The sequence below is a fragment of the Aurantiacibacter aquimixticola genome (assembly GCF_003605475.1).
GTDB lineage: Bacteria > Pseudomonadota > Alphaproteobacteria > Sphingomonadales > Sphingomonadaceae > Alteraurantiacibacter > Alteraurantiacibacter aquimixticola_B.
Genome location: NZ_RAHX01000001.1, coordinates 1,274,974 through 1,297,484, shown reverse-complemented (window position 1 = coordinate 1,297,484; position 22,511 = coordinate 1,274,974). Strand labels below are relative to the sequence as shown.

17 protein-coding genes are annotated in these 22,511 nt (G+C 62.4%); 6 read left to right on the top strand and 11 right to left on the bottom strand.

Going from position 1 to position 22,511, the window contains the following annotated elements; translation table 11 throughout:
• Window positions 1-15: 15 nt before the first annotated feature.
• Window positions 16-474 (top strand): tRNA (cytidine(34)-2'-O)-methyltransferase, encoded by a 459-nt coding sequence (locus D6201_RS06535; protein WP_120048071.1) that lies wholly within the window; start codon window positions 16-18, stop codon window positions 472-474.
• Here the strand turns inward: D6201_RS06535 and D6201_RS06530 are convergent.
• The 4 genes from D6201_RS06530 to D6201_RS06515 form a co-directional block, all read right to left on the bottom strand.
• A complete protein-coding gene (locus tag D6201_RS06530; protein ID WP_120048070.1) occupies window positions 447-1,787 on the bottom strand; it encodes an ABC1 kinase family protein in 1,341 nt (446 codons plus the stop codon). The genes D6201_RS06535 and D6201_RS06530 overlap by 28 nt on opposite strands.
• Window positions 1,788-1,865: 78 nt before the next feature.
• Complete coding sequence (locus D6201_RS06525; protein WP_120049252.1) at window positions 1,866-2,174, bottom strand: hypothetical protein; 309 nt, start codon at window positions 2,172-2,174, stop codon at window positions 1,866-1,868.
• A gap of 59 nt (window positions 2,175-2,233) precedes the next feature.
• On the bottom strand, window positions 2,234-2,782 hold the full coding sequence (locus D6201_RS06520) for a pseudouridine synthase (RefSeq protein WP_120048069.1): 549 nt from the start codon (window positions 2,780-2,782) through the stop codon (window positions 2,234-2,236).
• Window positions 2,783-2,789: 7 nt separating this feature from the next.
• Window positions 2,790-5,663: a M16 family metallopeptidase gene (locus tag D6201_RS06515; protein ID WP_165853505.1), complete on the bottom strand. Its 2,874-nt coding sequence runs from the start codon at window positions 5,661-5,663 to the stop codon at window positions 2,790-2,792.
• 169 nt (window positions 5,664-5,832) lie between these two features.
• Between D6201_RS06515 and clpB the strand changes: the two genes are divergently transcribed.
• The 5 genes from clpB (at window position 5,833) to D6201_RS06485 (ending at window position 14,997) form a co-directional block, all read left to right on the top strand.
• The gene (gene clpB / locus D6201_RS06510; protein WP_120048067.1) at window positions 5,833-8,412 is read left to right on the top strand and encodes an ATP-dependent chaperone ClpB; all 2,580 of its coding nucleotides are present in this window, start codon (window positions 5,833-5,835) and stop codon (window positions 8,410-8,412) included.
• A gap of 712 nt (window positions 8,413-9,124) precedes the next feature.
• The gene (locus D6201_RS06500; protein WP_120048066.1) at window positions 9,125-12,616 is read left to right on the top strand and encodes a TonB-dependent receptor domain-containing protein; all 3,492 of its coding nucleotides are present in this window, start codon (window positions 9,125-9,127) and stop codon (window positions 12,614-12,616) included.
• 153 nt (window positions 12,617-12,769) lie between these two features.
• Complete coding sequence (locus D6201_RS06495) at window positions 12,770-13,555, top strand: SDR family oxidoreductase (RefSeq protein ID WP_120048065.1); 786 nt, start codon at window positions 12,770-12,772, stop codon at window positions 13,553-13,555.
• Between the two features lie 9 nt (window positions 13,556-13,564).
• Window positions 13,565-14,452: an S-methyl-5'-thioadenosine phosphorylase gene (gene mtnP / locus D6201_RS06490; protein ID WP_120048064.1), complete on the top strand. Its 888-nt coding sequence runs from the start codon at window positions 13,565-13,567 to the stop codon at window positions 14,450-14,452.
• 68 nt (window positions 14,453-14,520) lie between these two features.
• Complete coding sequence (locus D6201_RS06485) at window positions 14,521-14,997, top strand: MarR family winged helix-turn-helix transcriptional regulator (RefSeq protein ID WP_120048063.1); 477 nt, start codon at window positions 14,521-14,523, stop codon at window positions 14,995-14,997.
• Window positions 14,998-15,086: 89 nt separating this feature from the next.
• On the opposite strand, the gene D6201_RS06480 is transcribed toward D6201_RS06485, so the two are convergent.
• From D6201_RS06480 to D6201_RS06450, 7 genes are all read right to left on the bottom strand, one after another.
• On the bottom strand, window positions 15,087-16,109 hold the full coding sequence (locus tag D6201_RS06480) for a type II secretion system F family protein (protein ID WP_422664693.1): 1,023 nt from the start codon (window positions 16,107-16,109) through the stop codon (window positions 15,087-15,089).
• Between the two features lie 18 nt (window positions 16,110-16,127).
• The gene (locus D6201_RS06475; RefSeq protein WP_120048062.1) at window positions 16,128-17,099 is read right to left on the bottom strand and encodes a type II secretion system F family protein; all 972 of its coding nucleotides are present in this window, start codon (window positions 17,097-17,099) and stop codon (window positions 16,128-16,130) included.
• 78 nt (window positions 17,100-17,177) lie between these two features.
• Entirely contained in the window at window positions 17,178-18,482 is a 1,305-nt protein-coding gene (locus D6201_RS06470) for a pilus assembly protein CpaE (RefSeq protein WP_120048061.1), read from the bottom strand.
• Window positions 18,483-18,486: 4 nt separating this feature from the next.
• Complete coding sequence (locus D6201_RS06465; RefSeq protein WP_120049249.1) at window positions 18,487-19,146, bottom strand: CpaD family pilus assembly protein; 660 nt, start codon at window positions 19,144-19,146, stop codon at window positions 18,487-18,489.
• A 5-nt stretch (window positions 19,147-19,151) separates the two neighbouring features.
• The gene (locus D6201_RS06460) at window positions 19,152-20,756 is read right to left on the bottom strand and encodes a type II and III secretion system protein family protein (protein ID WP_120049248.1); all 1,605 of its coding nucleotides are present in this window, start codon (window positions 20,754-20,756) and stop codon (window positions 19,152-19,154) included.
• Between the two features lie 68 nt (window positions 20,757-20,824).
• Complete coding sequence (gene cpaB, locus D6201_RS06455) at window positions 20,825-21,871, bottom strand: Flp pilus assembly protein CpaB (RefSeq protein ID WP_120048060.1); 1,047 nt, start codon at window positions 21,869-21,871, stop codon at window positions 20,825-20,827.
• A gap of 74 nt (window positions 21,872-21,945) precedes the next feature.
• Window positions 21,946-22,485, bottom strand: a complete 540-nt coding sequence (locus D6201_RS06450) for an A24 family peptidase (protein ID WP_422664692.1) — start codon at window positions 22,483-22,485, stop codon at window positions 21,946-21,948.
• Window positions 22,486-22,511: the final 26 nt, after the last annotated feature.

Genomic DNA, 22,511 nt, shown 5'->3' with positions numbered 1-22,511 from the left:
ATCGCCCGGCGTGGCATGACCTCCATCGTCCTCGTCCATCCCGAAATCCCGCATAATACCGGCGCTATCGGGCGCACCTGTGTGGCGCTGGATATGGATCTGGTGTTGATACGGCCTTACGGGTTCACGCTGTCGGACCGGCAGTTGCAGCGGGCAGGTCTGGATTACTGGCAGCATGTGCGGCTGGCTGAATTTGCCTCATGGGGGACTTTCATGGATGAGCGGCAACCGCTTGGCGAGCAGCTTTTCCTGTTCGAGGACGACGCCGGGCGCAGCTTCTATGAGCCGGACTATCCGGACGACGCCTATCTCGTCTTCGGCAGCGAGACAAAGGGTCTGCCGAAGGTCATCCGCGACGCGCACGCCGACCGCGAGGTGCGCCTGCCGATGCGCTCGCCGCATATCCGCTCGCTCAACCTCGCCAATGCCGTGACGGCGGCAGCCTATCAGGCTTTGCGCGGATCGCTGACGTAAGGCCGCACCAGTTCGCGCACATCGACCCGTGCCTTCAGCCGCGCGCCGAGCAGGGCGGTGCCGCTGATCTTGCGCTGGACGAACAGCATCTCGACCGGCGGGATGTGCCAGGTGGCGCGGTCCTGCGCCATCTCCATGCCTTCGTCCCTCAGCACGGACACGAATGCGCGGTCGCCGAAATCGAAGGGACCGTCGCGGTGCATTTCCTGCAGGATCACGTCGATCATCCGGTCGAACCGTTCGCCATGTTCTGCGATGACGCCGGGGCCGACGAAACCGGCCTCGATAGCGGCTGCGCGAACCGCGTCGCGATCCTTGGCGAGGCCTGCGCCCAGCAGCTTGCGATACGATACCGCGATGGCGGGATCGACGGCGCGCGTGGCCCCGAAGTCGAGCAGCACCAGCTTTCCGCTGGCAGGCTGGTAGCGGTAATTGGCGAAGTTGGGATCGGTCTGCATGACGCCGAATTCAAAGAGTTCGCGCAGCACAAGCTCGATGATGCGGCGCGTGGCTCTGTCGCGTTCATCTTGAGAGGCGTTTTCGAGTTCTTCCACTGGCCTGCCGGGAATGAAGTCCATCGCCAGAACGCGGCCGGTCGAGAATTCTTCCGCGATGGCAGGGACCACGAAATGATCCTCGCCCGCCAGGCGCTCACGATAGCGCATCATCTGCGCGCCCTCGCGCTCGTAATCGGCTTCCTCGTGCAACTGCCGCTTCGCCTCTGCGAGCAGTGGCGCGATATCGAGTTCCTTCGGCAGCAGGCCGGAAATGCGCAGCAGGGTCGCTACATTGTCGACATCGGCGTCGATGCTTTCCTTCACGCCGGGATATTGCACCTTGATCGCGATCTCGCGCCCGTCCTTGGTGACGGCGCGATGGACCTGGCCGATCGAGGCGGCTGCGATGGGACGCGGATTGAACTTGCCGAAACGGCCGAGCCAGCCCTCGCCCCATTCGGCATCGAGCACGTCGCGCAATTGCTTCGGCGGCATGCGGTCGGCCTGTTCGCGCACGCGGGCAAGGATCGTGGCAAGTTCGGGCGGCAGCATGTCGCCGGCGTCCATGCTGATCATCTGGCCCAGCTTCATCGCCGCGCCGCGCAGGTGAGCAAGCTGGTCCGCCAGGCGCATGGCATTGCCCGGCGTCAGCACCGCATCGCGCAGGCGCGGGCGCTCTCCGCGGGCGAGCCGCCGCGCGCCTTCCGCCAGCACGCCACCGGCGACACCGCCCGCCAGCTTGCCGAATGCGCCAAGGCGCCCGGCGCGGCTGCTCGGCACGCTGCGGCTGCGGTAATTGTCGCTATCGTCGTCCAAGAAACACTCCTTGCCGCAAAAGCGAAGGGGGCGCCCGGTCGGTTCCCGGACGCCCCCAAAGGCCGTAGTGACGGTCGCTCAGTTCTTGCGGGTGGCGGTCAGCGGCATGGTGCCCATCATGCCCGCATCGATCGTGCCGGTGACGTCGTCGCCATTTACGGTCGCCTGGCAATCGAGCGTCATCGGCAGCGGCATACTCATTTTCATTTTCCAGAGCAGCGTGTCCCCCTCGATCACGCCGTCCTTGATATCCATCTGGCCGAGCGAGCCGGAAAGAGAGCCGTCGAAGGCGGTGCCCTCTTCGTTGGGGACGACTGTCATCGTGCCGGTCTGTTCGCCCATCGGGCTGTTGACCACGAAATCGTAAGTGCCGCCGACATTGCTCATTCGAAAATCTCCTGTTTGATCGAGCGGCTCGCTGCCCGCTTTGCGATACAAGCGCAAGGTCAGAGCGCGAGTTCCCGCCACTCGCCGGGCGGAATGCCGTCGAGTGTGTGTTTGCCGATCCTCCACCGCACCAGCCGTAAGGTCGGATTGCCGATTGCTGCCGTCATGCGTCGAACCTGCCTGTTTCGTCCCTCGCATATGGTGAGGCGTAGCCAGCTATCGGGGACAGTCTTGCGAAACCGCACGGGTGGATCGCGCGGCCACAGATCGGGCGGATCGATGGCTTCGACCTCGGCAGGGCGGGTCACGCCGTCTTTGAGCTCGACTCCACGGCGGAGCCTGTCGAGTGCGGCCTCATCCGGCGCACCTTCCACCTGCACCAGATAGGTCTTCGCCATCTTGTGTTTCGGATCGGCGATGCGCGCCTGCAGTCGACCGTCGTCGGTCAGGAGCAGCAGCCCCTCGCTGTCCCGGTCCAGCCTGCCCGCCGGATAGACGCGCGGCACATCGATATAGGCCGATAGCGTGGGCCGCTCTGTCGGGGAGCGGGCATCGGTGAATTGCGAGAGAACGCCGAACGGCTTGTTGAAGGCGATCAGGCGCGGCACGCCGCGATCAAAGATTATCGGCGTCGATATATTCCGCTTCGATATCGAGCGTATCGAGCTGCTCCTCGATCACCTCGCGATCGCCCACCACTACGATGACGAAGTCCTCCGGCTGGAGGTATTCGCCCGCCGCCCGGTCGATCGCCGCGGCATCGATCGTGCGGTAGATCGCGGGCAGGTTCGCCTGATAGCGCAAATCGCGGCCAAGCTGCTGGTTGGACAGCAGCGCTCCGAGCACCTGACCGTTCGTTTCAAAACGATTGGGCAGGTTGCGAATATTGCCGTCCGTCACACGCTGGACTTCCACCGGCTCCGTCGGTCGGGTGAGCGGGAAGGCGGACATCTGATCGAAGATCACGCGGATCGAGTCCGCCGTGCGGTCTGCCTGCACCTGCGTGCCGACTTGCAGACGGCGAGGCCCCTGCGCGCTCGCGATGAAGGAGCCGATGCCGTAGGTCCAGCCCTTCGTCTCGCGCAGATCGTTATTCAGGCGCGAAAGGAAGCCGTTGCCGATCACTTCGTTGGCCAGTTCGACCGCTTCGAAGCCCTCGGGCTGGCCCTGGAAGGGCGTGAGGCGGCCGAGCAGAAGGAAGCTGGAGGGCGAATTCGGACGGTCGACGACCACCAGCCGCGCTTTCGGCTCCGGCGTGGCGACGGCGAGATCGACTGTCGGGACAGGCGTCGCCGGAGCCTGCCAGTCGCCGAAGCTCGCTTCTAGCGCAGCGACGAGTTCGTCCATCGTCACATCGCCTACGGCCGTGATGGTGGCGAGATCGGGGCGAATCCACTCGGCATGTTCCGCCGCGATATCCTGGGCGCTCAATGCCGCCACGACATCGGCGTCGCCAGCGCTGGAGGCGTAGGCATAGGGATGGTTCTCGCCATAGATCAGCGGCATGAACGCTTGCGAAGCGAGGCCACCAGGTGATGCAAGCTGCTGTTCAATCGAAGCGATGCGCTGCGTTTTGACTCGGGCCACGTCGTCGGGCGCGAAGGCAGGGTTGCGGACCACGTCGGCCATCAGTTCGAGCGACGGACGAAGATTGGCGGTCAGAGCGGTGAGGTTGATCGTGCTCGTCTCCACGCCAGCGCCGGTGCCGAGCGAAAGGCCGAGCGCCTCCTGCTCTTCCGCGATCTCGAGCGCGCTGCGTGACGTCGTGCCCTCCGTCAGCAAGTCGATCATGGTCTGGTGCACGCCGGCCTGACCGATGAGATCGGCGACTGAGCCCGCCTGAAAGGTCATCGCCATCGAAACCTGCGGCACCGCGGTGCGGCGGGCAAGGATCACAGGTATGCCATTGGAAAGCGTGGCCCGCTCGACATCGGGGAAGGTCAGCTCGCCGACAGGTTCGGGGGTCGGTAATTCGCGTTCCGGACCCGTGCGAGCAACCTGCGCGTCGGAGCCGGTATCCGGTTCGGGTGCGGGTGTGCTCGCCTCGTCGCCCCATCCCCCGAGCTCGCCGCCGTCGAGCGTACGCTCGCCCGGCTCGACCGTGAGCGTGAATGACGGGCGCGACAGCCAGCGCTGCATCGCGGCCTGCACTTCGCCGGGTGTCAGCGAAGCGACGCGTTCCAACTCGTTGCGGAAGAAGCCGGGATCGCCGGCGTAAAGCAATCCTTCGGCAAGGATCTGGCCCTTGCCGCCGAAATTGCCGACCCGCTCCTGTGCGCCGATAGCGCTGGCGGCGATCTGCGTGGCCGCGCGGTCGATCTCCTCTTGCGTCGGGCCTTCAGACAGCATGCGCGAGATTTCGCCTTCCAGCAGCGATTGTACCGTATCGCGCTCGACACCGTCCTTCACCACGGCCAGCGTCTGCAGGAAGCTCAGCTGTTCGTGCTGCTGTGAATAAGCGGAAACGGCGACTGCCACCTCTTCGCCGCGCACGAGAGCATTGTCGAGACGCGAGGATTGCAGCCCGCCGAGGATCGACATGCCGACCTGCAGCGGCACCGCATCGGGGTGGCCCATGCCCGGGCCTGTCCATGCCTGATAGATACGCGTCTGCGGGACCTGGTCGGTAATCGTGCGGCTGGCAGGTTCTGCAAGCGTGACCGGACCTGCCTCGCGCGTCACCACATCCGGTCCGCGCTCGATGGCGCCGAACCAGCGTTCGACCTTGGGCCGCGCGGTCTCGGCATCGATATCGCCCGTCAGCGCGAGGACCACATTGTTAGGCCCGTAATTGTCGCGGAACCAGGTCTGCACGTCATCCAGGCTTGCCGCAGAGAGATCCGCCATCGAGCCGATGGTCGAGTGGCGATAGGGATGGCCGACCGGCAGCAGTCCTTCGCTGATGATGTAATTGACAAGGCCGTAGGGGTTGTTGTCGCCCTGGCGCTTCTCGTTCTGCACGACGGCGCGCTGGTTATCGAGCTTCTCCTGCGTGACCGCGCCGAGCAGATAGCCCATCCGGTCGCTTTCCATCATCAACGCCAGATCGAGAGCGCCGGTGGGCACGACTTCGACATAGTTCGTGCGATCGTACCAGGTGGAGCCGTTGGTGCCGGTCGACCCCGCCGCCTCGAGCGGAATGTCGAAATTCTCCACATTCTCGCTGCCGCCAAACATCAGATGCTCGAACAGGTGGGCGAAGCCGGTGCGCCCGCGCGGTTCATGCTTGGAGCCGACACGGTAATAGGTGGTGACGCCGACCAGCGGGCTCTTGCGATCCGTATGGACGACCACCTGCAAGCCATTGTCGAGCGTGAAGGTCTCGTAGGGAATGTCGACCGCGGAGACGATCTCCTCGACGCTGGCGGGCTGCGGTTCCGCATCGACTACCGCGATCGGTTCGGCGACGGCCATGTCCGACTGCGCCGTGGCGCAGGCGGAAAGCGAGATGGCAGCGAGAGCGGTGGTGAACGCGGCGGTAATTTTCATGCGCGCCGTGTTAGCACGCTTCGCCGCTTGTGGAACCCGGTTCGGCATGCGCTATTGAAGTTGATGAAACACATTCGACAAACGATCGAATTGGCGGGTCGGACAGCACTTGTGTTGCGCAAATGCAACACTATCTGTCACGGGTAACAGACTGAGGGACCGACAGGGCATGAATCTCGAAAAATTCACCGACCGCGCCAAGGGCTTCCTGCAGAGCGCACAGACGGTCGCCATCCGCAATTCGCACCAGCGCATTTCGCCCGAACATATTCTGAAGGCATTGCTGGAGGATGAGGAAGGCATGGCCGCGGGGCTGATCCAGCGCGCGGGCGGCACGCCGGCCATCGCCGTGCAGAAAGTCGACGCGCTGCTCGACGCCATCCCGTCCGTCTCCGGATCGGGGGCGCAGGCGACGCCGGGACTGGACAATGACGCGGTGCGCATTCTCGACCAGGCCGAGCAGGTCGCGGACAAGGCCGGCGACAGCTATGTCACAGTCGAGCGATTGCTGCTCGCCCTGACGCTGGCGAAGGAAAGCAAGGCGGGAAAGGCGCTCGCCAATGCAGGCGTCACCGCGCAGGCGCTCAATTCCGCGATCAACGATCTGCGCGGCGGCAAGACCGCAGACAGTGCCAATGCCGAAGCGGCCTATGACGCGATGAAGAAATACGCGCAGGATCTGACGCAGAAGGCTAGGGACGGAAAGCTCGATCCCGTGATCGGGCGCGACGAGGAAATTCGCCGTGTCGTCCAGATCCTGGCCCGGCGGACGAAGAACAACCCCGTGGTAATCGGCGAGCCAGGCACCGGCAAGACCGCGATCGCGGAAGGCCTTGCCCTGCGCATCGCCAATGGCGACGTGCCCGACAGTCTGAAGGACCGCACGCTGATGGCGCTCGATATGGGCAGCCTGATCGCGGGCGCGAAATATCGCGGCGAGTTCGAGGAGCGGCTGAAGAATGTGCTCGACGAGGTGAAAGGCGCCGACGGGCAGATCATTCTGTTCATCGACGAGATGCACACGCTGATCGGCGCGGGCGCGAGCGAAGGGAGCATGGACGCCTCCAACCTGCTCAAGCCTGCCCTGGCGCGCGGCGAGTTGCATTGCATCGGCGCGACCACGCTCGATGAATATCAGAAATATGTCGAGAAGGACGCGGCGCTCCAGCGACGTTTCCAGCCCGTCTATGTCGACGAGCCGAGCGTGGAGGACACGATTTCCATCCTGCGCGGCATCAAGGAAAAGTACGAGCTGCATCATGGCGTGCGCATCACCGACGGCGCGATCGTCGCGGCTGCCCAGCTTTCGGAACGCTACATCGCCGATCGCTTCCTGCCGGACAAGGCCATCGACCTGATGGACGAAGCGGCGAGCCGCATCCGCATGGAAGTGGAAAGCAAGCCCGAGGAAATCGAGACGCTCGACCGGCGGATCATCCAGCTGAAGATCGAGGAGCAGGCGCTTTCTAAGGAAAGCGATTCCGCCTCGAAGGATCGGCTCGCCGCCTTGCGCGAGGAGCTCGCCAATCTGGAGCAGCAATCGTCCGAGCTGACGACGCGCTGGCAGAACGAGCGCGACAAGATCCATGCCGAGGCGAAGATCAAGGAGGATCTCGACGCCGCGCGGATCGAGCTGGAGCAGGCCCAGCGCAGCGGCGATCTCGCTGCCGCGGGTGAGCTGCAATATGGCAAGATCCCGCAACTCGAAAAACAGCTGGCCGAAGCGGCCGACCACACCGAGAATGCGTTGCTGAAGGAAGAAGTGACCGAGGACGATATCGCCTCCGTCGTCAGCCGCTGGACCGGCGTCCCAATGGAAAAGATGATAGAGGGCGAACGCGACAAGCTGCTGAAGATGGAAGAGGTCATAGGCCAGCGCGTCATCGGGCAGGAGGCGGCCGTCACCGCCGTGTCCAAGGCCGTGCGCCGCGCTCGCGCGGGCCTGCAGGATCCGAACCGTCCCCTCGGCAGCTTCCTGTTCCTCGGCCCCACCGGCGTCGGCAAGACCGAGCTTACCAAGGCGCTCGCCGCCTTCCTGTTCGACGACGATCAGGCTATGGTTCGCATCGACATGAGCGAATTCATGGAGAAGCATGCCGTCGCCCGGTTGATCGGTGCGCCTCCAGGCTATGTCGGTTATGAGGAAGGCGGTGTGCTGACCGAGGCGGTTCGGCGACGACCCTATCAGGTCGTGCTCTTCGACGAGGTCGAAAAGGCGCATTCGGACGTCTTCAACGTGCTGCTGCAGGTGCTCGACGATGGTCGCCTGACCGACGGGCAGGGCAGGCAGGTCGATTTCAGCAATACGCTGATCATCCTGACCTCCAATCTCGGTAGCCAGTATCTGTCCAACCTCACCGACGACCAGAAGGTCGCCGACGTCGAGGACCAGGTGATGGATGTGGTGCGCGGGCATTTCCGGCCCGAATTCCTGAACCGACTGGACGAGATCATCCTGTTCCACCGTCTGGCGCAGGAGCACATGGCACCGATCGTCGATATCCAGGTCGCGCGGGTGCAGAAGCTGCTCAAGGATCGCAAGATCGAACTCGACCTGACCGAAGGTGCGCGCAAATGGCTGGGCCGGGTGGGCTACGATCCTGTCTATGGCGCGCGGCCGCTGAAACGCGCCGTGCAACGCTATCTGCAGGATCCGCTCGCGGAGATGTTGCTGGAGGGGAAGGTCCCGGATGGCAGCAAGGTCGAGATCGACGAGGGCGATGGCGCGCTCGAAATGAAAGTCGCCTGATCGCGGCGATATCGCGGTATGCCAAAGAAAAAGGGCGGGGATTGCTCCCCGCCCTTTTTCGTGTCTCCTTGTCTGAAGATCAGAGGCCGGGGATGCGGTCCCCGCTCAAACGGATGCCGAGGAAGAAATACGTTCCGTACGGATTCACCGGATAGGCGAAGTTTGTCGGATACGGTTCTTCATCGGTGATGTTGTTGACGCCGGCATAGATCGAGAAATCGTCATTGTACTCGTAAGTGATCGAAACATCGTGGCCTTCAAGGCGTTTTGAAATTTCATGTCAGTAGATCCCTTGCTCAGGCATGAATGCAATAGTCCCTCGCCGGAACGCTGCGCGCATATGTCCCAGCGCGCAATCGCGACCGGCGCGTTGAGGCAAATTGATCCGCTGGATGTTGCAACGCAACAACACTCCTGAACCCTCGCAAGGGCGCGAACTTGCGGTTCGTCGATATCCAAATGCAATTGGTCCGATAGCGGCGTCTTGTGTGGGAATTTAGTCACAGACGCGACCAAATCTTACAATTTCCTGACAACATCGAGGTGTCGCGGCTCGACAAGGGGCGGGCGCTATTGCAGTCAGCCATTCGCAGCGTTTTGGAATCGCAGCTTACCCTGCATGCCGTTCGCTAGTCGCAGCACCAGGTCTTACCCATTGCCGGTGCCGCGCGGGGCGGTTTGCGAACTGATTATCTAGGTGGACGGGACAAACATGAAAAAGTTTCACACGAATGCCCTGACGGGCCTCGCCATTTCCGTTTCGGCAGTGGCTCTCCTCGCAGGCGCGCCTGCCAGTGCGCAGGATGTCTGCGATGAAAATGAGGAGCTGAACGACGCGGGCGTATGTGTACCCACGGCGGACAGTGTCGTCGATAACGATCCGCTCGAGGAAATCGAAGTGGACGATGTCGGTGCGCAAGGCACTCAGGACGGCGGCGCGATCATCGTTACAGGCTCGCGCGCCCGGACCGACACCTACAACAACATTCAGCCTCTGCAGATCCTGTCGACCGAAGCATCCCGCGACGTCGGCGATTTCGATGCAACCGAAATTCTGCAGCGCTCGGAAGCGGCCGCAGGCCAGCAGATCGACGCGACCTTCCAGGGTTTCGTGCTCAACAACGGTCCGGGTTCGCAGACGCTGAACCTGCGTGGTCTCGGTGCCGACCGCACCTTGCTCCTGGTCAACGGTCGCCGCCTCGCACCAGCGGGTGTGGAAGGCGCGCCGACCAATCCGTCGATCAACCTGATCCCGACTTCTCTGGTCGCACGTTACGACCTGCTGCTGGACGGTGCGTCTTCGGTCTACGGTTCGGACGCGGTGGCCGGCGTGGGTAACATCATCCTGCGCCAGGATATCGACGGCTTCGAGGTGTTCGCCAGCGGCAACATCAACGAGCAGGGCGGCGGCAACGATTACACCGTGTCCGGCGCCTGGGGCAAAACGTTCGATCGTGGCTTCTTCGGCATCGGTGCCGAATATGCGCGTCGCGACGGCTTCGTGAATGGTGACCGCGATTTTCTCAGCGGCTGTAACACCGATTACGAAATCGATACCGAAGGCAACATTCGTCGCCTCGATATTGCGACCAATGCCTCCATCCTCGCTCAGAGCGGTGGCGAGGTCGGCACGCCGATCGGCGAATGTAAGGTCGAATCGATCGTGCAGCGCATCCAGCCGCAGGCCACTCGCGTTGGCTTCGTGTACTATGACCAGACCGACTATGGTCTGGGCGTTCCTGGAAATAGCGGAATTCCCGGTTTCTCGGAGTCCTTCGACGCGCTCGGCAACTTTCCCGATCGTGACGGAGACGGCTTCCGCGACGTGAACTTCTTCGAGCTGAACGGCAACGCCGCGGAGCAGGATGTCGATTTCATCAGCCCGCAGGACCTGTACAACGTCATGACCTATGGCGAGTACAATCTCGGCACCGATTTCAACCTCACGCCGTTCTTTGAAGCGAATTACAGCCGTGCCGAAGTGACGGTGCGGAACGGTGGCACGGGCCAGTTCTTCCCGTGGGTGCCCGCGACGAATGTGTTCAATCCCTGTAACTTCCGCGACAATCCCGATGGTATCGACTGCCGCGCGGCGGACAACGACTTCCAGCGGATCAATCCGGGTCAGGAAAACTTCGGTGCGCTGGCGCCGCTTTCCACCGGCTTACTGCTGGCAACGCGTCCGATCGTCTCGGTTCGCGGTGACCGCAACAACGTGGAAACCGTGCAGGAGCAGTATCGCGGCGTGCTCGGCCTGCGTGCCGACCTGCCCTTCTTCGGCGACAGCTGGACCTACGAATCGTCCGTCGTGTACTCGCGTTCGGAAGGGTCTTCGATCCGCCGTGGTATCCGCGAAGACCGTCTGGCGCTGGCTCTCGGTATCGATCCGACCGCCGATTTCGACGGTGACGGTGTCTTCGACAATACCGGTGACGGTATCGCCGACGATTACATTTCGGGAACGAGCAACCCGCTGCTGGACGATGGTCCCTGCGACGTCGACTCGCTGGCAAACCCGGGTGCGGCCGCGCCCGATCTGGCGCAGGGCTGTGTGCCGGTGAACCTGTTTGCGCCGTCGCTTTTCTCGCAGACGATCGGCGATTTCGCCACTCAGGCGGAACGCGATTACCTGTTCGGCGAGCGCACCTTCGACACCACCTATGAGCAGGTGGTCGCTTCCACCTTCATCACCGGCGATGTCTTCGAATTGCCCGCAGGACCGGTCTCGGTGGTGCTCGGTGGTGAATATCGTTACGACAGTCTCGATTCCCGCCCCGATACCGTGGCGTCGAACGGTCTGTTCTGGGGCTTCTTCGCCGATCAGGGCGCCGAAGGCGACAAGTACATCCTCGAAGGTTTCGGCGAGTTGATCGTTCCGGTCTTCGACAGCGAGCAGTTCGGTGCACTGGACGTCAATGCAGCCGGTCGTGTGACTAAGGATGAGTTCTACGGAACCAACTTCACTTACTCGCTGGGTGCAGGTTGGCAGCCGATCCCGCAGATCCTTCTCAAGGGCACCTTCGGCACATCGTTCCGCGCACCGAACCTGCGTGAGAATTTCCTCGCTGGCCAGTCCGGCTTCAACAACATCTTCGATCCGTGCGCGGTCCCAGATGCTGCATTCAGTGAGGCGCAGGGCGGTTACATCGAAGCGAACGATCGCCGCGATCCGAACATTCTGGCGAATTGTCGCCGTGAGGGTCGCGATCCGACCCAGGTCGGCATCAACGATACCGGCATCAACACGAACCAGTTTGCGAGTGCGGAAATCACGTCCGGCGGCAGCCTGTTCCTCGATCCGGAAACGTCCGAGTCACTCACGGCTGGTCTGGCGGTGACGGAAAGCTGGGGAGCGTTCGATCTCTCGTTCAACTTCAACTTCTACAACATCGACGTGGAAGGTGCGATCATCGAGCCGAGCGGCCAGTTCATCGTGAACTCCTGTTTCGCCAACGATAATACGGACCGGAGTGCGTTCTGCGACTTCATCACCTACAGTGAAGATCCGGCAGCGCGCTTGCTTATCACCGATGTTTTCGCTGGCTTCATCAACGTGAACCGGGAAGTCGTCTCCGGCATCGATCTCAATGCGGACTTCGGCTATGAATTCTCAGTCGGTGGCGAGGTTCTCGACCTCGGCTTGAACCTTCGGGCCAACCATCTGATCGAGCGCAGCACGACGTTCATCAACGAAAATCTCGAAGAGGATTTCGATGAGGATGCCGGAGAGTTCGGTTTCCCCGAGTGGACCGGTCGTGCCGTCTTCTCGGCCGCGTATTCGGACTTCGCCGTCACATGGCAGACCCGCTGGATCGGTGAAACCGAGCAGTCGGTTCCTGGTCGTGACGAGTTCTCCGACGCGTTCGGATACAACGAAGCAGGTGAATTCACCGGTTTCTTCTCCGACACCTGCCTCGGCGCCGGTTCTCGCGATGACGACGGCAACCTGGATGGCATCGTCCAGGGTGACGGCGTTTACTGTAAGAATGTCGGCTTCGCGGATGACTACTTCGTCCACACGCTGTCGCTGCGCTACAACTTCAGCGACGATATCGTGCTGCGTGCCGGTGTCACCAACGTGTTCGACGAAAACCCGCCGCTGATCGACACCGCGGAAGTGTTCGGCATTTCGAACACGCCGATCGGCAACGGTTACGATCTGAACGGCCGCGAGTTCTTCGGTTCGGTGAGCATCCGCTTCTAATCGAACCGGGCCTCGGCTCGAAACAGGGAAGGGCCTCGCAGCTTCGGTTGCGAGGCCCTTCGCTTTTGGCCCCTTGGTTGACGGACTCGCGCGCAGCGTTAGGAGCGTTGCCGAACTGGTCTGCACCAGACCGAGCGACATAGGAGAATGCTAATGCAGATCGATCCAGGCATTGCGGTGGTGGTGACAGGCGGCGCATCGGGCCTGGGCGAAGCGACGGCTCGCGCCCTCGCCGCGAAGAGTGCCAAGGTCGCGATCTTCGATATGAACGAACAGCGCGCCGAGCAGGTCGCTTCGGAACTTGGCGGTGTCGCGTGCATGGTCGACGTCTCCGATGAGAGCTCGGTCGAGGCTGGCTTTGCTAAGGCGCGCGAGGCGCACGGCCAGGAGCGCGTCCTGGTCAATTGCGCAGGCGTCGCCCCGGTCGGCAAGCTGGTGCGACGGGATCGCGAGACAGGCGCCATCAGCCACGCCCCGCTGGCGCAGTTCGAGAAGACGCTACGGATCAATCTCATCGGCACGTTCCTGTGCGCGGCCAAGTCGGCTGCGGGCATGATGACGCTCGATCCGCTCGACGAGCATGGCGAGCGCGGCGCCATCGTCAATACAGCGTCGGTCGCCGCGGAAGACGGACAGATCGGACAGGTGTCCTACGCCGCCTCGAAAGCGGGCGTGAAGGGCATGACCCTGCCCATTGCGCGCGATCTCATGGGCGAGGGCATTCGCGTAAACGCTATCCTTCCCGGTATTTTCCACACGCCGATGCTCGCCGGGCTTCCCGAAAAAGCGCAGGCAGCATTGGCCGAGGCGGTTCCGTTCCCAAAAAGGCTCGGAGATCCGGAAGAGTTTGCGAAGCTTGCCTGCTTCCTGATCGAGACCGGTTATATGAACGGCGAATGCGTACGGCTCGACGGCGCCATCCGCATGCCTCCGAAATAGGACGCTGTCATGGCGGATTGGCATATCGGCGTCATCGGCGGGAGCGGCCTTTACGAGCTGGGAGCCCTCGAGGACGCGCAGGAGATCGACGTCGGCAGCGCCTTTGGAGCCCCGTCGGGGCCGATCACCACAGGATATATCGGCGGGGTGCGCTTCAGTTTCATCGCGCGGCACGGCGCGGGGCACCGCCTGTCACCCACGATGGTGAATTACCGCGCAAATGTGGACGCGCTGAAACGATGCGGCGTCACGGACCTGCTCGCCATTTCCGCGGTCGGAAGCCTCAAGGAGAAATTCGCGCCAGGCGATTTCGTGGTGGTCCAGCAACTGATCGACCGGACGATCTCGCGTGAGCGCAGCTTTTTCGGCGACGGCATCGTGGCTCACGTTCCGCTGGCGGATCCGGTATGTCCGCGCATGTCGAAGTTTGCGGCCAAAGCGGCAGGGAAGGCAGGTGCACAGGTGCATACCGGCGGCACGTATGTCGCCATCGAAGGCCCGCAATTCTCGACACGCGCCGAGAGCAATCTGTTCCGCGAATGGGGCGCCGACACGATCGGCATGACGGCCATGCCGGAGGCGCGTCTCGCGCGGGAAGCCGAATTGCCCTACGCGCTGGTCGGCATGGTGACCGATTACGATTGCTGGCGCGAGCCCGATGGCGATGTCGATGTTGCCGATATTCTGCGGGTCATGGCCGAGAACGCCGAAAAGGCGCGCAAGCTGATTGCCGGATTCGGTGCCGCTTTGCCGAAGACCCGCAAGGCAAGCTCGATCGACACGGTGCTCGACACTGCCATCGTGACACCGCGAGAGGCGTGGTCGCCTGAGCTGGCGCGACGGCTCGATGCCGTGGCTGGCCGACTTGTCGATCCGCTCGCGTCAGGCGAAGAATAATGCGCAAGGCAACGCTCGCGCATACGCAACCTTGCAAACCGCTGAGAAACTGAACAGGATGGTTGCCGATGCAACCGACCAGTCTTCTCGCCCGCTTTCTTCCATACCAGCTCTCGCTCGCTTCGAATGCCGTCAGCGGCAGGATCGCGGTAGAATATCGCCAACGCTGGGGGCTGAGCATACCGGAGTGGCGCGTCATGGCCGTGCTCGGCGATGCCGGTGCGATGACGCAGCGCGATCTTACCAAGCGCACACTCATGGACAAGGTCGCAGTCAACCGTGCGTGCAAGGTTCTCGAAGAACGTGATCTGGCTCAGCGCACACCTAACGAAAACGACGGCCGTTCGCATTTGCTTGAACTGACCGACGCTGGCCGAGCGATGCACGATGAGATCATGCCGCTGGCGCTGCAGATGGAAAGCCAGCTCTTCGCGGGCTTTTCAGCCGATGAACTCGATCTTTTCCGCTCGCTCCTGGCGCGTGCTCGGTCGCAGGCAGAAGGTCTTTCGGAAGACGAATTGGCGGCTCGCCATGGCTTGAAATAGCCTGCGTCAATCTGCGAGGAAGCCGCGCATGAAAAAGCCCCGCTCGGCGCTGGCCATGCGGGGCTTTTCCTTTGCGACCCTGAGTGGGCTTAGTTGCTGCCCGGTCCGTCGCCGGCGAAGGCGTCCGTGATGGAGCATGCCGCCGGGCCGAGGATGACGATGAACAGCACCGGCAGGATGAAGAGGATCAGTGGCACCGTCATGATAGCGGGCAGTCGCGCGGCCTTTTCTTCGGCGCGCATCATGCGCTCGTTGCGGAATTCCGCCGATAGCACGCGCAATGCGCTGGCCAGCGGCGTACCGTAACGCTCTGTCTGGATCATCGTTGTCACGACTCCGCGCACCGCTTCGAGATCCACGCGGTAGGCGAGGTTTTCGAATGCCTGGCGGCGTTCGGTGAGAAAGCTGAGCTCGATGGCGGTCAGCGCGAATTCTTCGCCAAGCTCGGGATAGGCGCGGCCGAGTTCTCGGGCCACCCGGTTGAAGGCAGCGTCGACGGTCAGGCCGGCCTCGGCGCAGATCACCAGCAGGTCGAGTGCGTCGGGCAGGCCTTTCTGGATTTCCTTGGTGCGCTTCGTCGCACTGTTCTTCAGATAGATTTCCGGGCCCTTGTAGCCCACGATGACGAGCGTCGCGAAACCCGCAAAACGCTTGAAGCTGCCCCATTCGGGAAAGGTGTCCGTCCAGTAGAAGAGCACGACGCCGATAAGGCCGAGCACGATCGGCAGCACCATTCGCGCGAAAATGACGACAACGGCGTATTCCTTGTTGCGGATACCGGCCTGGGCCAGCTTCTGCTGGATATCCTTGACCTGGTCTTCCTGCAGAACCTTCATGTTCTGCAGAGTGTCTTTGACCCGTTCCGTAGTGTCGGTCTTGCGGACAAGGCTCTGGCGCTTCTTAGCCGAGTGAGTGAGCATTCCGGTCTTCAGTTCGGCACGGCGATCGTTCAGCGCTTTCACGCGCTTCGCCATGGGATCCTTAACGGTGACGGCCGCATAGACGGCGAAGAACATCGCCGCTGCCGCAATTCCGGCAAGGATCGTACCGACCACGATGACATCCACACCCAGAAGTGTCGGGTTGGAGGCGGAGGCAAGAATAGGCATCATTTTCGTTTCCCCCGGCGATCAGATTTCGAAATTGACCATCTTGGCCATGATGAAGGCGCCGATGCTCATCCACAGGAAGCCGAAGAGGCCCGCGATGATCAGACGATCGTCCTCGAAGAAACCGCCGAGATATTCGGGGTTCATCCAGTAGACGAGACCGAACACGACGAATGGCAGGGCACCGACGATATAGGCAGACGCCTTCGATTCAGAGCTCATCGCTTTGATTTTCAACTTCATCTGGCTGCGCTTGCGCAGCACGTCGGCAAGGTTCGAGAGCGTTTCGGCAAGGTTGCCGCCCGTTTCCCGCTGGATAGCCAGGGTGATGACGAAGAACTGGAATTCGGGGGTGCCAAGTTTGTCCGCGGTTTCCTGCAGGGACTCTTCCATCGTGCGACCGATCTTGATGCGCTCGACCACGCTGCGGAATTCGAAGCCGACCGCTCCCGGAACTTCCTGCCCGACCACCGATAGCGTTTCCGTCACCGGCAGGCCCGAGCGCAAGCCACGAACGAGCAGTTCGATCGCATCGGGAAATTTCGCGTTGAAGTTGGCCGTCCGCCGCTTGATGAAGTGGCCCACGGCAAGGTGAGGCAGGCCCGCACCTATGAAGAGCCCGACACCGACTGCGAGAAGCGGTGCTCCGGTCTTGAGGAAAAGCAACGCACCGATGACGACGGAAAGTCCGAGCGAAGCATAGAGATACTGAGAGACCGTCCAGCCCCTTCCCGTGCGGTTGAGACGGATAGCCAACGCTTCTATCCGCGATCCGGACCCGGCAACCTTGAATTGCTTGGGCTTGCGCGAAGCGATGGCTTTCTTGAGCTGGCTTTCGACCTTGTCAGTCGTGCTTTCGGAATGGCGGTAGCGGACAGCCTTGAGGCGGCGCTGGCCCTCGGTCGCAGGCGATTTGCCCGTGCTGAGCGCGTAACCAAGGATCATGAGACCCAACAGGCCGCCTGCCAGAAGCAATAGCTGAATGATGTCCATGATCCGCGTACTTTCCGTTCAAGATTGAATTGGCGGGCGTTGGGGAGGCGGCCGCGAAGCCGCCTACCCATGCGCGCGTTATTCAGCCGGCAGCGGCTGCGCTTCGTCGGCCTTCGACTTTTTCGGCGAATTGCCGAGGAAGGACTTCAGGTCGAACTTGCCGAGCAGGGAGGAGGACTTGCCGGCATTGTCGAGGCTGGCGCCATCGTCTTCGCTCACGCCGACGATGGTCTTGGCGATCTCGCGCATCGGGGCGATCGTGCGGCTGCCCTTGTTCGCTTCGATGAAGGTCTGTCCCAGCTTCGCAGCGTTGGCCGCAGCCTTCTGGTCCAGGTTCATCTGGAAGTTGATCTTGCGCTCGATCGAGGCTTCGAAATCGGCCTTGCTGATTTCCGCCGCGCCGGACTGCATCTTGTTGCAGACGATCATCGGGTGGGCACCCGGTGCGTTCTGCTTGAGCCAGGAGAGGATGCGGATCGTGTCGCGGGCGGAGGCGAGCGTAAGCTCGGTCACCAGCGTCACCACATTCACTTCCGTCAGCAAATGCGGGAAGTTGATCAGCATGTTGCGCGGCAGATCGATCACCGTCATGTCGAAGGCTTGGCGGAATTCCTCCTCCAATTGCACGAAGGCGGTGCCATCGGTCATCAGCGGGGAATTGATCGGGGCCTCTGCCGACATGATCGCGAGATTGTCGTTCGCACGGATCATGGCGCGTTCGATGAACAGGCCGTCGATGCGGCTCGGATTCTCGATGGCATCGGTCAGGCCGCGGCCCGGCTCGAGATCGAGGCTGAGCGCCCCTGTGCCGAAATGCACGTCGAGGTCGAGCAGTGCGGTCGAACGCTGATGTTCGATCGAGAACAACCACGCAAGCGAGGTAGCGACCGTGGAGGCGCCGACGCCGCCACGCGTGCCGACGACCGCAGTGGCGACATGTTCGTGCTCGCTTTCGCCTTCACCGCCGCGCGGCGCCGAGAAAACGGTCTGCGCCTGCGTGAGCGAATCGCGCAGCTGGCTCGCCGAAAGCGGCTTCAGGAGGTAATCGTGAATGCCGCTCGCAAGCAGGTCGCGATACAGGCGAACGTCGTTCACCTGACCGACGGCGATCACCACCGTGCCGGGTTCGCAAACCTCGGCAAGGGCGTTGATATCGTTCAGCGGGTCGCCGCTTTCCGACAGGTCGACCATCAGGATCGCCGGGCTGGCCGAGATCGACAGGGACTGGATCGCATTGCGCAGACCGCCCTTGTTGCATTTCTCGGGCTGCCAGCCCATTTCGATGACCACCGGACGCAGCGCATCGAGGGCGCCATCGTCGCAGATATAGGCGGAGAACGGCTCGCGATTACCGAGCGGTCCGGGTTTCCACTGTGCACTCATTGGATCAATCCCCTTCGGAAGAGACTTCGGGCAGCGTGGTGCCGCCGCGGCCGGTGGGTTGTGCGTCACGGTAGGAGCCGATTGCACGGTTCGAAGTCATCACGACGGTATCGCCATTGTTGCTGGCACCGTTGAGCAGATGCTCGGGATCGGCGACCATTGCGGCGATGTTGCTGTTTACGGCGCAACCGAAGCCGGCGGATGTCTGATTGCCGACCTGGAAGCCGTACTGATCTCTCCAGACCGGACAGTCCGGCACGTAGGCGATGCTACGCGTTACCACGACGCGGGCGGAACCCGGATCGATGTAACCTTCGGTGACCGGTGCGGTCTCGCTCAGGAGCAGTCCGTAGCGGCTGGCCACGGCTGCAACGTCGCGCCGCACACCGGGGCTGCCCACGGGATCATCGAGGGCAATGCGATCGCCATAGCGAAGGTCCATCGTCTCGAACCAGTCGGCGAGGCGAGCCTGTTCTGATGCGGCCAGGCCGTTCCCGGCGGTTGCAAGATCGAGAGCGAAGTTCTGCCGCTCGACAACCGGCTGGGCGACGGAATTGAGCGACATGTTCTGCTCGCCCGTATTCATCGAGCCGCAGGCCGACAGGCCGAACCCGAGAGTGGTGGCCAGGACCATTCCGGCAATACGTTTGGTACGGTAGGTCATCTCGATCACTCTCCGTCGTTGAAGCTGAAGCCGGGCAGCGCGGACGCAGCGGCAGTTTGCATTTCGGTTCTGCGATTTGCAGGAGCACTCGCGGGCTGGTTGGCACTGAGATCAGGGCCGGTCGGGCTCGGGTTCGCAGCGCGCGGCATCGGGCGCGATGCACCGGTCGTTCCGGCGGTTTCGCGGCCGCTCATCAACTGCTCGGCAGCATGCGGCACGGCAAAGCCATCGGTCGGCAGGCGAATGTCGCGGTCGTTGACGGGGTTCACCAGATACGGCGTTACCACAATCACGAGCTCGGTCTCGCCACGCTGGAACTCGGTGGAGCGGAACAGGTTGCCGATGATTGGGATGTCACCGACGCCAGGCGCCTGGTTGATCGTGTTCTGCGCGCTGTTCTGCAGCAGGCCGGCAATCATGAAGCTTTCGCCAGAGCCAAGTTCAACCGTCGTTTCCGCGCGGCGAACGGTGAGAGAGGGGATGGTGAAACCATTGAGGGTCACCGCGCCCTGGCTCGAAAGCTCGGAAACTTCCGGACGAACGCGCATCGAGATGCGGCCATTCGCAAGCACGATCGGCGTGTAAGCAAGGCTGACACCGAAAGTCTTGTATTCGACGGTGGTGGTGCCGAGGCCCTGGCTAAGCGGGATCGGGAATTCGCCACCGGCCAGGAATTCTGCCGTTTCGCCCGAAAGCGCCGTCAGGTTCGGCTGGCTTAGCGTCGTGACCAGACCGCGTCGTTCGGCCAGATCCAGCGCGGCACCGATGTCGAGACCGAGAAAGTCACCGACGAGCCCGAGCGTGGTCCCCGGAGAGATCGGGTTGATCTGCGAACCGGCAGCCTCGATGAATCGCGGATTGGCCGAAGAAACCGGAGAGGTCACATCAAAATTCGGATTGGGAATTTGCGTGAGGACTTCACCGCCGGTGCCGGTCACCGTACCCGGTGCGAGGACGGGGAAGGTGCCTTCACGACCTTGGCCGATGCCGAACTGGAAACCGCTGCTACCGTCGATCGAGGTCAGATTCACACCGAGATTGCGAACCAGTGAGCGGCTCACCTCGGCGAAGCGGACGCGAAGGTTCACCTGCAGCGGCGTTGCCATGCGAAGGCGAGCGATCACATTGGTATCCGGACCGACGAATGCGGACACAAGACGCTCCGCTTCGGCGGCATCTTCCGGCGCGGCGACCGTGCCGGTCAGCAGCACGGTGTTGCTCCCCATGGTGGCGACGGAAATGTTCGCTTCCGGCATGGCAAGTCCGAGCATCTGATCGATGCTGTCGATGTTGGAGCCGACGCGGACATTGGCGGACCAGATGATGTCGCCTGCAGCGTTGCTGGCGTAGATTGTGGTCTCACCGCCCGACAGGCCGAAGATGTATAGCTGGCGCTGCGACTTCACCTGGACATCGGCAATCGATTCGTTCGACACGAAAATGTCGGCCATGTTGCCTGGTACGGTCACCAATTCGCCGCGACCGATCGACAGGGTAAGATCCTGCGCTGGGCTGACGGTCTGGGCCTGGGCCGGCGCTGCCGGAAGCATTGCCAGCGGAGCGATCGCTACGGCGGCGCTCATGGCGGTCTTGAATAGACGGCTGGTCATAATCTTGCCTTTCGGAACGATTCCGCTGGAAGAGCGAGTTGCGTTTGGTTCGTGGTGCTTCATGGAGATCACCGTCCCTGGCGGTCGAGCAGGGCGCCTGCGCCACGGTCGACCGCTTCGATTGTCGTGTTCTTGCCGCGGCTGACTCGAACGGTCGGGCCACTGGGCATAACTTGCTGCGGCACGCTATTGGTGACTTGGACCGGCTCGTCCTGCTGGGGAGCCGGAGCGTTCCGATTGCCACGCGGCGGCATCGTGCTGCGCTGGAAGCGCGAAACGTCGCCACCGGTCACGAAGGTGCTGGAGCTGTCCCCCGGACGGGCGACCACGCTGCGAAGCAGAGCTTCTTCTTCTTCGGCCGATGCATTGTCGGGCAGCCGGACTTCACCCGACGCGATTGCCCGCTCGAGATCGGTCTGATTGTCGGCGATGGAGCGAAGCGCCAGGCTGATCGTACCGATTGTCTGGGCGACCGCGACCTTTTCAGCGATGCGCGGCGTCACTTCGAGAGTGACGGTGCGGAATTCGCTTACGACCGTCTTGCCATCTTCGTCCGTTGTGGTCTCGGTCGACTGGTCGGTGGCGAGAACACGCAGGTTCGTCAGGATCGTTTCCGAGGTCTGGAGGTTGTCGTCGCCGCCGCTGACGGTCTGGGTCAGCACCATGTCCACCCGGTCACCAGGGAACACGAAGCCGGCCACACCGGTGCGTGCGGAAACGGGAACGGTGACGGCGCGCATGCCCGGGCCGAGCGCCGCAGCAAGGAAACCGCGATCGCCAGGCGATACGAGCGAACCCTGCGTCACCGGTTCACCGGCGGTCATCGGGTTGCGCACGACGGTGCCGAGCAGCTGTTCCATATTCGCTTCGCCATCGATGAAATAGGCGTCCTGCACCAGTTCCTGCGGCCAGAGCTGGTAAGCCACGGCGTCGGCAGTGATGATGGTGCCGACAGGCAGGCTGCGCTTGGCAACGAGCACTTTCGGGCCTTGCTGCACTTCCGCAGCTTCGACTTCGGGAGCTGCTGCTCCTGCGAACATGCTCCGGGCAGCAAGGGCGGTGCCGATCGCTACGATCAGCGCCCCTACCAGCAAAATGAGCTTCTTCTTGTCCATGGTGCGTCAAGCCCCCTCGTTGGATCTCGCGTTAAGGTTTGTGCCGGATAGACCGGCAATGGTTAAAATGAGGTTCACCCCGCCGCGGCATTTGCTGCAGCAGCGGTGGCGGGAAGGTAGAAAGTGCCGATGGTCCAGAGCCCGGCCAGGGCAATGGCGACACCGTAAGGAATGGCGATCTTGCCCTCGTGGCGGCGGATTTTGTGCCACATGCCGAAAACGACGGTCAGCAGGCCGCCGAGCAGCGCCATCATGATGAGCAGCTTCATGAAAGCCGAAGGTTCTATCCACAGCGCGAGTGCGGTCAGCAGCTTCACATCGCCGCCGCCCATCGCCTTGATCGCGAAAAGGAGAGAGAGCACTGCGAAAGTGCCGAGCGCCACGCCAAGCTGCATCGCCACGTCCGGCCACAGCGACATGTCGCTCGCGAACCAGAATAGCGGCGCGCCCAGCGCGATCGTCGCATTCAGCCAATTGGCGATGCGCCTGCTCTTGAGGTCGGTAAACGCTGCGGTAACCAGCGCGATTGCCAACGCGGCAAGCAGACCGTACTTGATCGGATCGTCTAGCATGAAGCCCCCGGTGAATCCCTTGAGGCTGTTGCTAGCGCCCATGACTTACCAAAAAGTAACCACGGGCA